Source organism: Ruegeria sp. C2, assembly GCF_056537765.1.
Window position 1 is genome coordinate 528,963 of the sequence record NZ_JBQFRZ010000001.1, and the last position, 12,980, is coordinate 541,942.

The window sequence follows — 12,980 nt, forward strand, 5'->3', positions numbered from 1 at the left end:
AATGGCCGAGGCCAAGCTGCGGATTGATAAATGGTTATGGCAGGCGCGGTTCTTTAAGACCCGTAGCCTGGCCGCCAAACAGGTCAGCGGCGGACATGTCAGATTGAACGGAAACCGGGTGCTGAAACCGGCGCAAGCCGTGGCACCCGGAGACGTTCTGACCTTCCCGCAGGGGCGGATCGTCCGCGTGGTTCGTATCGAAAAGCTGGGTGAACGCCGTGGTCCAGCGCCTGAGGCGCAAACATTGTACTTTGATATGACTGAAAAACAGGATGCACCGCCCAGGAATCCGGGTTTTGAGGGAAAAGGTCGCCCAACCAAGAAAGAAAGGCGCGCGCTTGATCTTTCTCGCACCTCAAAGGGGTGATCTTCTCTTGAAGAGGCGGGCAGACTGAATTAGCTAGTCGCCCAAAGCGCACATGGGAACCATACAATGACCTACGTTGTCACCGAAAACTGCATTGGCTGCAAATACACCGACTGTGTCGAGGTATGTCCGGTGGACTGTTTCTACGAAGGCGAGAACACTCTGGTCATTCACCCTGATGAGTGCATCGACTGTGGCGTCTGTGAGCCTGAGTGCCCTGCAGATGCCATCCGCCCTGACACCGAGCCGGGCATGGAGCAATGGGTTGAGTTCAACCGGAAGTATTCGGAAATGTGGCCGGTGATCGTCACCAAGAAAGACCCGTTGCCCGAGGCCGAAGAACGCGATGGCGAAGAAGGCAAGATGGAGAAGTATTTCTCCGAAGCGCCTGGTGAGGGCGGTTAAGCGATTCGGTGGTCAAGTAAAGCCGTATCCGCGCCAATCGACACATTATCGCATTGAGATAAAGCGATTTTTCTGCCTTTGATCAGGGCCGGTCTTTTGAGTGTCGCAATTTTGTGATATACTCAGGTCTGAATGATGACTGTGATGGGGACGTGCTCCGTAAGTATGCTCACTATGGAGTCCTGATTTTGTGACAATAGATGTGCCTGACGAGGCCGTGCTGGGCCTCGGCTGGGGTGTTTTTGTTGTCTCATATCCCCGTCCATAACGAAGGATGTATCTGAATGTCGAAGTCGAAAAAGCTTGAGTTCCGCCCGAACGATTATGTTGTTTACCCCGCCCATGGCGTGGGGCAGATCATATCGATCGAGGAACAGGAAGTCGCAGGCTTCTCGCTTGAGCTGTTCGTGATTTCCTTTGAAAAGGACAAGATGACGCTGCGGGTTCCGACCAACAAGGTCACCGAATCTGGTCTGCGCTCGCTCAGCTCTCCGGATGTGATCTCTCAGGCGATGAAAACGCTGAAAGGCAAAGCCAAGGTGAAACGCGCCATGTGGTCGCGCCGGGCGCAGGAATATGAACAGAAAATCAACTCCGGCGACCTGATCTCGATCGCTGAAGTTGTTCGTGACCTGCATCGCACCGATGACCAGCGCGAGCAGAGCTATTCTGAGCGTCAGCTGTATGAAGCCGCGCTTGAGCGTCTGACCCGCGAAGTGGCTGCGGTGTCCGGTGCGGATGAGATTTCTGCGGCCAAACAGGTCGACGAAGTTCTGACCTCGCGCGCAGCCTGATCGCGATCAAACTCTTTCATGGGCTGTCCCGATATCCGGGGCGGCCCTTTTTTGTGGTCGACGCTTGGTGCAGAGACGCTTGTCGGGTATTTTTCTGTAACTGCGGGAAGATACGGGGACATGATGAAGCAGACGGTGAAGTTCCTCTACATCAGCCATGAGCCAGTTTCGGTCTGGTTTCGCTATGGCCTCATCCTGTTCGACATCGCCTCAATCATCTTTTTTGTTGCTACTGCGAACATCCCGCACGGACCGGGACTTACGGCTGCAAGTCTCGGGGTCGGGCTGATTATCCTGCTGGATTTCTCGGCGCGCATGTGGATCGCCAAAGACCGTTGGAAATTGTTGCGTCAGGTTTATACGCTGGCCGATATCGTGGTGATCGCTTCCCTGTTGCTTGACCCATTCCTAACCGGAAATCTGGCATTCCTGCGGATCTTGCGGGCGTTGCGGCTGATACATTCCTATCATCTGCTGCGGGACCTGCGCCGGGATAGTCCGTTTTTCAGGACCCACGAAGATGCCGTGATCGCGGCGATCAATCTGATGGTCTTTGTCTTTGCGACCTCGACTGCCGTACTGGTCTTCTTTGTCCCGGAGGATGCGCAGACCCCCTATATTGACGCGCTTTATTTCACCATGGCGACGCTGACGACGACCGGTTTCGGGGATATCACGCTCGGCACACCTGCGGGGAAGCTGTTTTCGGTTTTCATCATGGTCGTTGGCGTGGCGCTTTTTGTCCGTCTGGCGCAGGCGATCTTCATGCCGCAGAAGGTACGCTACAAATGCCCAAGCTGTGGTCTGTTTCGGCACGATCCGGATGCCGTGCATTGCAAACACTGTGGCGCGACGTTGCGCATCGAAACCGGGGGTGCATCTTAAAGCGATGCGGTCAGCGCCAAAAGGAATGCGATCTCCGAAATCTGCTGAGTGGCACCCAGAATATCGCCCGTCTGGCCGCCAATCTTGATCTTTGCGAGGCGCGCGACAAAGGCCGTTGCGAGCAGCGCGCAGAGCATTGGTGCGATGGCTGATCCGCCCAGCAGTAGCAACGAAAGAGCGATGGCCAATCCGATGCCTGTCAGAACCGCAGAAAGGGGAGGCGCACCAACCGAATGGCTCAGCCCCGATTTGCGAGCGTTCGGCAGCGCACGCATCAGCGCAGGCATCATGGCGCGAGAGAAAATGCACGCTGCAAGCACGCCCGTCAGCAAATCCGCGCCAATCATGGCCATGATGGCAGCAACTCGAAGCATCTGCGCGAGCAGCAAAGCCAGCACGCCGTAGGTGCCGATATGGCTGTCCTTCATGATCTCCAAACGACGCTCAGATGTGAAACCGCCCCAGAGCCCGTCGGCGGTGTCGGCCAACCCGTCTTCATGCATTGCTCCGGTCACGATGATCAGCGTGGCCACCAGCAAAGCGGCGGTTGCGAAGGTGGGCAACTGCGCCCAGATCGCGATCCAGGCGACGCCGCAGGCCAGCGCGCCAACAACAACCCCCGCCAGCGGATAAGCCCATGCGGCGCGCGACTGGCGGGCAAATGCCTCGTCAGGCAGGCGCGGCAGGGGCAGGCGGGTCAGCAGGACCAGAGCGAGCGGGATATCCCACGCAGAAAACGGGGCGGTGTCGTTTTTGGTCACTCCCAGGCCTTTCAGGGTCTTGTTGCTTTGCCAGCATTGGTTAAACACACACAACCACTCTGATGCAACGAGGCTTTCAATGCTGCCCGAACTCAATGATCTGAACAGTTTCCGCAATGCGCTGACCGGCGCTCCCGGCGTGGACACATCTGCCGTACAAGGAGCAGAAGCGCGTAATGGCCAGTTGACCAAACCACCCGGCGCATTGGGCCGGCTTGAGGATCTGGCGATCTGGTATGCGGGTTGGCGCGGGGATGCGCGGCCTCAGATCACCGCGCCTCAGGTCATCGTATTTGCGGGCAACCACGGTGTTACGGCGCAGGGCGTTTCGGCCTTCCCATCCGAGGTGACGGTGCAGATGGTCATGAATTTCGAACATGGCGGGGCGGCGATCAACCAACTGGCTAAGGCCGCGGGCGCGAAGATGGACGTGCATGCGCTGGAGCTGGAACGTCCCACCGCAGATTTCACGCAAGCGCCAGCGATGAGCGAAGAGGAATTGCTGAGCGCCCTGCGCACGGGTTGGCAGGCGGTTGATCCGCAGGCTGATCTGCTTGTGGTCGGAGAGATGGGGATCGGAAACACCACCCCTGCCGCGGCCATTGCCTGCGCGCTGTTCGGAGGGGAAGCTGCCGACTGGACCGGACGCGGGACCGGTGTGGATGATGAAGGTCTGGCAAACAAAACCCGCGTTGTTGCGGAAGGCGTCGCGCTGCACGGTCAGGGCGACGGTCTGCATATCCTTCGATGCCTCGGCGGGCGAGAGATTGCGGCCATGGCCGGCGCGATTGCCGCCGCGCGCGTGTTGCGCATTCCGGTCATTCTGGACGGGTTTATCTGCACTGCCGCGGCTGCCTGCCTGGCGCAGATCTCAGAGACGGCGCTCGATCACACCGTGGCGGGGCACCAAAGCGCCGAGGGAGCGCATGCTGCTATGCTGGATAAGCTTGGCAAGGAACCCTTATTAAGCCTCGGTCTGCGCTTGGGCGAAGGCTCGGGCGGGGCGCTGGCGATCAACATTCTCAAAAGCGCGGTGGCCTGCCATTCCGGCATGGCTACCTTTGCCGAAGCAGGGGTCTCGGACGGCTGATTTAACGGCCTGATCCGGTAAGGGTCAGGCCGATTTCTTGGCGTGTTCCTCGGCGAGCTCCAGCAGGGCGGTCTCCAAGTCCTTTTCGAGCTCTTGTGCGCGTTCGATATATTTCTTGTTCTCGGCAGTGGGCATGCCAGGTATCCACAGTTCCGCCAGTTGGCGGACTGATGTCCGGTCATGGTGATAAAAGGTCTGTTCTGCCTGCGCGGCTTCGTATTCGCTGAGCCCGATATTTTCCAGAACATAGCGGCCTGCGCGCAGCGATCCGTCGAACATCTCGCGCACGATATCGTTGGCTCCGGCCTGATAGAGTTCGTAGACATGCGTGCGGTCGCGCGCGCGCGCGATAATATGCAGGTCGGGCCGTTGACGGCGGGCGTAGCTGACCAGCCGGGTCACTTGTTTGTAGTCATCCATCGCGGCCACCAGCACGGCGGCCTTTTCGATACCAGCGGCGCGCAGCAATTCGGGGCGCGTAGGATCGCCCAGAAAGCCTTTGACCCCAAAACGGCGCATCAGTTGGATGGTTTCGATGTCATGGTCCAACACCACCGTCTTGAACCCGCTGGCCTGTACCAACCGGTTGACGATCTGCCCAAAGCGACCGATCCCGGCGATGATGACGGGCCCTTTTTCATCGATCTGATCGGGTTCGACCTGTGGCTTGCTCTCGCCCATATAGCGTGAAAGCAAGTCGTAGATAATGAACAGCAGCGGCGTGATCAGCATGGTCAGCGCGATGATCATCAGCAGCTTTTGCGACAGGCCAGGCGGGATCACATTCTGCTGCGTCGAGAATGCCAGTAGCACAAAACCAAACTCACCGGCTTGTGCCAGCCCAAGTGTGAACAGCCAGTGATCGCGCCCCCGCAGCTTGAACGCGCGCCCGACGATAAACAGGATGATCCCCTTGGCGAGAATGACAAGCAGGGCGAGCCCGATCAGATCAAACGGATCGGCAAAGAAATACCCCACATCGATTCCCGCACCCACGGTGATAAAGAACAAGCCCAGCAGCAGCCCCTTGAACGGCTCAAGGTCACTTTCCATTTCGTGCCGGAATTCAGAACTGGCCAATACGACACCGGCCAGAAATGCGCCCAGAGCCGGCGAGAGCCCCACGAGCGTCATCAGAAACGAGATACCGACCACGATCATCAACGCCAGTGCGGTATACATTTCGCGCAAGCGGGTGGCGTGAATGAACCGGAACAGGGGACGGGTCAGGTAGATGCCAGCCAGAACAACAAAGGCGACCGCTCCGATCGTGACCAGTGTCACGGCCCAGCCGGGCAGCCCTTCGACCAGTGACAAAGAAGCATGATACTCCCCGTTCTTTGCCGATTCTATGCCGCGGTTGATCGAGCCGTCGTCTTCAATCTGGATACTTGCGGGCAAAGCCAGTAGCGGCAGGAAGGCCAGTATCGGGATCACCGCGATGTCTTGTGTCAGCAGAACCGAGAAGGTCGCGCGCCCGCCATTTGTTTGCATCAGGCCCTTTTCGGACAGGGTCTGCAGTACAATCGCCGTTGATGACAGAGACAGAGTTAACCCAACCGCCAGCGCAACCGACCATTGGTGACCCGCATAGAAGGCCACAGCCGCAATGGCGGCGGTTGAAAGGGCGACCTGCAACCCGCCAAGGCCCAACAACTTGTCCCGCATATCCCACAGGGCGCGGGGCTCAAGTTCCAATCCGATCAGGAACAACATCATCACGACGCCGAATTCGGCCACATGCTGCAGGCTTTCTGTTTCCGCACCGACGAGACCCAGAATTGGACCAATGGCGATGCCTGCGGCTAGATACCCCAGGACCGATCCCAGCCCGAGACGGGCAGATAGTGGAACCGCGATTACCGCAGCTGCCAGATAGATCGATGCCTGATAAAGGAATTCGTTCATTAATGCTCTCTCTTGTGCGCTCAGGTCGGGAGTGGCGCGTCGCGTTTTAATTGGTCCATAACGATCTGGCTTTGCACCCGTGCAACAGCAGGATGCGGCAGGATCACTTCGTGAAGCAAGCTGTTGAGTGCTGATAAGTCGTCACAATAGACGTGAAGCAGGTAATCTGCCTCTCCGGTCATGGTCCAGGCACTGCAGATCTCGGGGCGCGTATTGACCATACGGGCGAAGCTTGCGGATTGTTCGGGGCCGTGTGTGCCCAGATGCACCTGAATGAACCCTTGCACCTGCAGCCCCAGCTTCAGTGGGTCCAGTCGGGCGGTGTATCCGGTGATGTAACCTTCGGCCTCAAGCCGTTGTCGGCGGCGGCCCGCCTGACTGGCAGACAGATTCAACACGTCGCCCAGTTGTTGCGAAGTCAGATGCGCGTCGCGCTGCAATGCCGCGAGTATTCCGATATCAATCCGATCAAGCACGTGCGGCGTTTCCTCAATATTCGTCGATAAGATGCGGGGAATACGCATATGAACTAAGTTTATACGAAAACAATGCGCAGAAACAGCGCTCAATAAGGCGTATTTTTTGAATCAGCAAAGAAATTCCTGTTTTCCAAGGAGACGCGCCATGGGTCCTTTCCCGCATAACGCCCCGAAATCTGTCATCAGTGATGAAAACCCTGCAGGGACCGATGGGTTCGAATTCGTCGAGTTTGCCCATCCCGAACCGCAAGAACTGCGTGACCTGTTTGCGCGCATGGGTTTCGAATATGTCGGCTATCATCGCAACACGCCTAAAGTAGAGCTTTGGCAGCAGGGCGACGTGACCTACATCCTGAACGCAGACCCCGACAGCTTTGCCGCCAAGTTCGTGGCCGAACACGGCCCCTGCGCCCCGTCGATGGGCTGGCGCGTCGTGGATGCTCAGCAAGCCTATGAGCACGCAGTTTCCAAGGGGGCCGAGCCCTACGACGCTGCCGACAAGGCCATGGATGTTCCAGCGATCAAAGGCATCGGCGGCTCACTGATCTATTTCATCGATCAGTACCATGACACCTCGCCCTATAACGAAGAGTTCGAGTGGCTGAAGCAATCCAAACCGCGGGGTGACGGGTTCTATTACCTCGATCACCTGACCCATAACGTCTTCAAGGGCAACATGGACAAGTGGTTCAAGTTCTACGGCGACCTGTTTAACTTCCGCGAAATCCGGTTTTTCGATATTCAGGGCAAGTTCACTGGTCTCTTTAGCCGGGCGCTGACCTCGCCCTGCGGTCGTATTCGTATTCCGATCAATGAAGATCGCGGTGAGACCGGGCAGATCGTGTCCTATCTGAAGAAATACAAAGGCGAAGGTATCCAGCATATCGCGGTTGGCAGCGACGACATCTACAGCTCGACCGATGCGATTGCCGAGAAGGGCCTGACGTTCATGCCCGGCCCGAATGAGACATATTATGATATGTCCTATGACCGCGTGACCGGCCATGACGAGCCGAAGGACCGTATGATGAAGCACGGCATCCTGATCGACGGCGAAGGCGTCGTGGATGGTGGTGAAACAAAGATCCTGCTGCAGATCTTCTCGAAAACTGTAATCGGCCCGATCTTTTTCGAGTTCATTCAGCGCAAAGGCGATGATGGGTTTGGTGAGGGCAATTTCAAAGCCCTGTTCGAATCCATCGAGCGCGAGCAGATCGAATCGGGTGAAATCTCGGCAGCCTGATCGCAAATACATCGGATCGATGACAGAGCGCCGTTTGATGCGGCGCTCTTTTTCGTTCGACTATCAGCTACGCGGCATTTTGAGCGTGACGTTCTTGCCGCGTTTCTGATAGCGCAACTCGCTATCGCCAATGGCAATGACATTGCCGCCGTCGATACGGTCGCCCACCTTCAGTTTTTTGTAACGCCCGCTGGGCAGGCGGACCAATGCGCGGCGGTTCGCCGGGGTACCGTAGACGCCGATCAGGTTGAGCTTGCGCAGGTTTATGGCGTTGTCGATGGTTGCCTGTCGCGCGACCGATGCGCTTGACGGGATTTTGGGGTTCACCGCCTTGGGCTGGAACGATCCGGCCTCATCGGAATTGCTGGCCACGTTGGCTGTCGACGCAAGCGGGGCAGTGCCGCCAGTGCTTGGTTGTGACGTCGCGCGCGGTGCGAGGCCGGCTGGCCGGATCTTCGGGCGCGGCACCCGCACAACCGCCAGCGCCGTTGGCGTTTCATCGACTACCGGTTTGACCTGCAGCGACTCGGGCCGCAGCTTGGGGCGAACCGAGGCAAGCTCTTGCAGGGATCGACCACCCAACTGCTGGCGCTCGAACTGGTCCACTAGGTTTTCCGGACGCGGGCGCGGGCGGAACGCTGCGAGCCGTTCGTCAATCTCTTCAATAACGGCTGGTTCTGTCTCAAACCGGGTTGGTGCTTCGGGCGGAACAGAAGACGGTCGCCCAAGATAGACCATTACCCCGGCGGGGTTCAGCGTGCCGTCAGAGCTTGGCGTCACGAGGCCACGCTCATCAAGTTCGAACCGTTGCCCAGCCTGACCGGGCAAGGTGATCTGGTCGACTGGCGCATCCGTATCCAGGCTGGCAAGCGAGGGGAGGGCGACGATATCGGTCGACAGGTCCGAGCGGTCGACCGAAGTCAGATAAAGATCATCGACGTTCTGTTCAGGCGCCGAGTCGAGTTCTGAGGGCTCAACCGGAGCAGTGCCCGTAAACGCATGAAATTCGGTTGTGTCATCCGGCTGCTTCGCGATGTCTTCGACCGGTTCCGGTTCAACACTCAGCGCTTCTAAGATGGCCGCATCCGTTGCCGAGAGGGCCGGTTCCTCCTCGGTCGAGGGATCTTGTGTCTCAGGTTCCGGCGTCAGGCTTGCGGTCTCGGGGTCCTGGGTTTGCGACTCAGGTGCCTCGGGCTGAGGCTCTGTCATCGCAACTTCTGGTTCCGGCTGCAGCTCCGGGTCCAGATTCAGCGGTTCGGCTACCTCGATGGCTTCGGGTTCAGAGCTGTTGAAGGACCAGACGCCCAGCAGCATCCCGACCAAAACCGACGCGGCAATAGCGGGAAGGACAAAGCGTTTTAGATCAGTCCCGGACTTTGCTGCGGTGGGCAGGGTGAGAGAGGTAGGCTCGAAGGCAGGCGCTTTGGCTTCATCAGCTATTGCATGCACCGGGATATCCGGTGTCTTGTCTGGCTCTGGCTCTGGCTCTGGCTCTGGCTCTGGCTCTGGCTCTGGCTCTGGCTCTGGCTCTGGCTCTGGCTCTGGCTCTGGCTCTGGCTCCAGTTTCAGCTCTGGCTGGGGGTCTGGGGTCGGAGGCGAGACCTCTGGCGTTGAGGCAGCAGGTGCGGCCTCGACCGTTTCATTCTTGGTGACCGGCAATTCGAAAAACGGCTCGTCCAGCGTATCTTTGCCCGTTGCGCTGACCCAGATTGCCTCGGGGATGAATCCGTGATCAGTCGCAAATGCGCTGGCCTCGTTCAGCGTCTGTTGCGCTATGGCGGCAACACGCGTCAAAGGGCCGTCGACATCGGTGACATAGGCCAGTTCCGACAGTTCATAGGGCGTCGCCGAGGCGAGCGTGCCTTCGACCTTCTGCGCCGCTGCGTCACTGTCCAGACCATCGGTTTCAACCGTCAACAGCCGCACCTGGTCCGAAGGGATAATCAGCTTGCAACTCAGATCGTTTTCCAGCGCGAATCCCTGATCTCGCAGAGCTTGAATCTGATCCTGCAGATCCGGAGCATCCAACGGAACGGTCCCGATGCAATACCAGTCGCCATCCGACTGGTGATGCAGGGAAATACCGTTTTCAGAAAATGACAGCGCAAAGGCGGGTTTCATAATCCGGATGAACCATAATTGTCAGCTTTAATGCAAACGCTTGGATGTTTGCCGTCCGAGATTAGAGCAGGAACCCGCCGAGGGAAAGAAAAAGGCGCGTTACCCTCTTGCCGTGTGCCGCGTGTGATACCCATCTTGTAGGCAAGTCACTAGGAGGGATCACCTTGAAGACACTTGCTTTTCTGGCTGCGATGACCGCAGCGGTCGCGGCCATGCCCGCCTATGCGGAAGAACGCCGAATCTCGGTCAGCGGTACCGGAACCACTCTCGCCGCGCCTGATATGGCAACCATCACGCTGGGGGTGACAAATCAAGATGAGCAGGCCTCGGCTGCGATGCAGGCGACATCGGATGCGGTGGCACAGATTCTCAAGAGGTTGGATGAAATGGGGTTGGAGGCGCGTGACGTGCAGACCCGCGACCTGTCGCTGTCTCCTGTCTGGTCGGGGCGGAACAGTTCCGGCAATGCACCACCCAAGATCACCGGGTTTACGGCCTCGAACCGGGTGTCGGTCCGAGTGCGCGATCTGGATAAGCTAGGTCAGATCATGGACGCGGTCATCAAGGATGGTGCCAATGATTTCGGTGGTCTGAGCTTTGGCGTTCAGGACCCCAAACCACTTGAGGCCGAGGCGCGGGCCAAAGCGGTCGCGGATGCAACAGCCAAGGCGCAGCAACTGGCGCAAGCGGCAGGCATTACGCTGGGCCCAGTGATTTCGATCAACGATCACGGTGGCGGCGTGCGCCCGGTCGCTCAGATGCGTGAAATGGCGATGTCCGATTCCGCAGGGGTTCCGGTTGCGGGCGGCGAGATTTCGGTCTCGGTCAACATCTCGATGGACTACGAGATATCCGAGTAATCTCAGGCGCGGGCTTGCAGCGGTTGGTGTTGCTGGCCCACCTCATCGAAATTTTCAGGTGATAGCCAAGTCTGAAAGGCCTGCTTGATGCGGGGCCACTCGCTGTCGATGATCGAGTACCAGGCGGTGTCACGGTTGCGGCCCTTGTAATGGGTTGCCTGCCGGAAGATGCCCTCGAAGGTAAAGCCCAACCGCTCGGCAGCCTGACGTGACGGCGCATTCAAAGCGTCGCATTTCCATTCATAGCGGCGATAGCCCAATTCATCGAAAACGCGCTGCATCATCAGGAACAAGACTTCAGTCGATTGCGGTTTGCGCTGCAACAGTGGTGAGAAGTGGATGTGACCGACTTCAATTGCACCGGCCGCGGGTTCGACGCGTAGATATGACGCCATCCCAACAGGTGTTTCGTCTACATCCAGCACCGTGTGGAACATCGGATCGGCATCCATGCAGTTGGAATGCGCCCAGTCGATGAACTCCGCCTCGGCGCTAAACGGACCGTAGGGCAGATAGGTCCAGTTGCGGCCATCCGCATCATTGGCAAACGCCCGGTAAAGCCCGGGCGCGTGTCTGTTTACATCCAACGGCACGACCGAGCAGAACCGGCCAACCATCGGCGTATAAGGCGGGGTGGGGCGCGGGTATTCGCCCTCTACCGGCAAACCGATGGGTTGGCCCAGATCGTTGGTGTCGTGCCCGGCCATCGGATCAGGCGCTCGCTTTGGCGAGAGCTTGGTCGAGATCGGCGATCAGATCGTCCGCATCCTCAATCCCGATCGAGACACGTACAACGCCCGGTCCGGCGCCCGCGGCCTCTTGCTGCTCGGGCGTCAGTTGGCGGTGCGTGGTCGAGGCCGAGTGGATGATCAACGACCGCGCGTCACCCAGGTTGGCCACGTGGCTGAAGATCTCAAGCGCGTTGACCAGTTTGACGCAGGCGTCATAGCCGCCTTTGACCGCGAAAGTGAACAAAGCACCCGCGCCGCGCGGGTAATGCGCCTTGACCCGATCATGATACGGCGACGAGGGCAGACCAGCATAAGTCACGTAGTCCACGCGGTCGTCAGCCTCCAGCCATGCTGCGATCTTCTGGGCGTTCTCGACGTGGCGTTCCATCCGCAGGGATAAGGTCTCGATCCCCATCAGCGTGTAATGCGCCGCCTGCGGGTTCATCGTCATGCCCAGATCGCGCAGGCCGATGGCAATGCCGTGGAAAGTGAAGGCCAGCGGGCCGAATGTCTCGTGGAATTTAAGGCCGTGATAGGCGGGTTCGGGTTCGCTGAGCGAGGGGAATTTGTCATTCGCCGACCAGTCGAATTTGCCTGAATCCACGATACAGCCACCGGTGACGGTGCCGTTGCCGGTCAGGTACTTGGTGGTCGAATGCACGACCAGAGTCGCACCATGTTCGATCGGGCGGCACAGGTACGGCGTGGCCGAGGTGTTGTCGACGATCAGGGGAATGCCCGCAGCATCCGCCACATCCGCCAGCGCGCGGATATCTGTGACATAACCGCCGGGGTTGGCAACAGACTCGCAGAACACCGCGCGGGTGTTTTCATCGATGGCGTCTTTCACGGCGTCCAGATCATCGGTGTCGACAAACTTGGCCGACCAGCCAAAGCGTTTGATCGTCTGGCTGAACTGCGTGACCGTGCCGCCATACAGACGCGTCGAGGCCACCACGTTGCAGCCGGGCCCCATCAACGGGAACAGCGCCATGATCTGCGCCGCGTGACCTGACGAGCAACAAACCGCGCCGACGCCACCTTCAAGGGTCGCGACACGTTCCTGCAGCACTGCGACGGTCGGGTTGGTCAGACGGGAATAGATGAAACCTACTTCCTGCAGGTTGAACAAAGCTGCGGCGTGCTCGGCGTCGCGGAACACGTAAGCAGTGGTCTGATAGATCGGCGTCTGACGTGCGCCCGTGGCGGGGTCGGGGCGGGCCCCGGCGTGAATTTGTAGCGTGTCAAAACCGTAGGTCGGGCCGTCGGACATCGAAGAAATCTCCTGTTGGAATGTTTGTTGATGAATCTCTAAGACATTGACCCGTCACGCACA

Annotated in this window: 13 protein-coding genes; 7 read left to right on the forward strand and 6 right to left on the reverse strand. The window is 58.6% G+C overall.

Translation table 11 applies throughout. The features are described 5' to 3' along the window. Window position 1 precedes the first annotated feature (1 nt). The 4 genes from ACR0IV_RS02675 to ACR0IV_RS02690 all read left to right on the forward strand — a co-directional run bounded on the left by ACR0IV_RS02675 (window position 2) and on the right by ACR0IV_RS02690 (window position 2,451). Entirely contained in the window at window positions 2-367 is a 366-nt protein-coding gene (locus tag ACR0IV_RS02675; RefSeq protein ID WP_480657994.1) for an RNA-binding S4 domain-containing protein, read from the forward strand. 66 nt (window positions 368-433) lie between these two features. Further along, window positions 434-772 carry a ferredoxin FdxA gene (gene fdxA, locus ACR0IV_RS02680; protein ID WP_010439399.1) on the forward strand — a complete coding sequence of 113 codons (339 nt, stop codon included), beginning with the start codon at window positions 434-436 and terminating at the stop codon, window positions 770-772. 284 nt (window positions 773-1,056) lie between these two features. Further along, complete coding sequence (locus ACR0IV_RS02685; protein ID WP_170792284.1) at window positions 1,057-1,566, forward strand: CarD family transcriptional regulator; 510 nt, start codon at window positions 1,057-1,059, stop codon at window positions 1,564-1,566. A 123-nt stretch (window positions 1,567-1,689) separates the two neighbouring features. Further along, on the forward strand, window positions 1,690-2,451 hold the full coding sequence (locus ACR0IV_RS02690) for an ion channel (protein WP_480657992.1): 762 nt from the start codon (window positions 1,690-1,692) through the stop codon (window positions 2,449-2,451). Here ACR0IV_RS02690 and cobS read toward each other — a convergent pair. Next, window positions 2,448-3,212, reverse strand: coding sequence for an adenosylcobinamide-GDP ribazoletransferase (cobS, locus tag ACR0IV_RS02695; RefSeq protein WP_480657991.1), 765 nt, complete (start codon window positions 3,210-3,212; stop codon window positions 2,448-2,450). The genes ACR0IV_RS02690 and cobS overlap by 4 nt on opposite strands. A 79-nt stretch (window positions 3,213-3,291) precedes the next feature. Here cobS and cobT point away from each other — a divergent pair, with 79 nt between their 5' ends. Continuing rightward, a complete protein-coding gene (cobT, locus tag ACR0IV_RS02700) occupies window positions 3,292-4,302 on the forward strand; it encodes a nicotinate-nucleotide--dimethylbenzimidazole phosphoribosyltransferase (RefSeq protein WP_480657990.1) in 1,011 nt (336 codons plus the stop codon). A 24-nt stretch (window positions 4,303-4,326) separates the two neighbouring features. Here the strand turns inward: cobT and ACR0IV_RS02705 are convergent, their stop codons facing one another. After that, entirely contained in the window at window positions 4,327-6,210 is a 1,884-nt protein-coding gene (locus ACR0IV_RS02705; protein WP_480470095.1) for a monovalent cation:proton antiporter-2 (CPA2) family protein, read from the reverse strand. A gap of 20 nt (window positions 6,211-6,230) precedes the next feature. Beyond that, window positions 6,231-6,686 (reverse strand): Lrp/AsnC family transcriptional regulator, encoded by a 456-nt coding sequence (locus ACR0IV_RS02710; RefSeq protein ID WP_480561468.1) that lies wholly within the window; start codon window positions 6,684-6,686, stop codon window positions 6,231-6,233. 148 nt (window positions 6,687-6,834) lie between these two features. Between ACR0IV_RS02710 and hppD the strand changes: the two genes are divergently transcribed. Then, window positions 6,835-7,932: a 4-hydroxyphenylpyruvate dioxygenase gene (gene hppD / locus ACR0IV_RS02715; protein WP_480657988.1), complete on the forward strand. Its 1,098-nt coding sequence runs from the start codon at window positions 6,835-6,837 to the stop codon at window positions 7,930-7,932. Window positions 7,933-7,995: 63 nt separating this feature from the next. Here the strand turns inward: hppD and ACR0IV_RS02720 are convergent, their stop codons facing one another. Beyond that, entirely contained in the window at window positions 7,996-10,053 is a 2,058-nt protein-coding gene (locus ACR0IV_RS02720) for a hypothetical protein (RefSeq protein ID WP_480733237.1), read from the reverse strand. 164 nt (window positions 10,054-10,217) lie between these two features. Between ACR0IV_RS02720 and ACR0IV_RS02725 the strand changes: the two genes are divergently transcribed. After that, window positions 10,218-10,913 carry an SIMPL domain-containing protein gene (locus ACR0IV_RS02725; RefSeq protein ID WP_480657986.1) on the forward strand — a complete coding sequence of 232 codons (696 nt, stop codon included), beginning with the start codon at window positions 10,218-10,220 and terminating at the stop codon, window positions 10,911-10,913. Window positions 10,914-10,915: 2 nt separating this feature from the next. Here ACR0IV_RS02725 and ACR0IV_RS02730 read toward each other — a convergent pair whose 3' ends face one another. Beyond that, complete coding sequence (locus tag ACR0IV_RS02730; protein ID WP_480657985.1) at window positions 10,916-11,620, reverse strand: GNAT family N-acetyltransferase; 705 nt, start codon at window positions 11,618-11,620, stop codon at window positions 10,916-10,918. Window positions 11,621-11,624: 4 nt separating this feature from the next. Beyond that, window positions 11,625-12,917, reverse strand: coding sequence for an O-acetylhomoserine aminocarboxypropyltransferase/cysteine synthase family protein (locus ACR0IV_RS02735; protein ID WP_480657984.1), 1,293 nt, complete (start codon window positions 12,915-12,917; stop codon window positions 11,625-11,627). Window positions 12,918-12,980 lie beyond the last annotated feature (63 nt).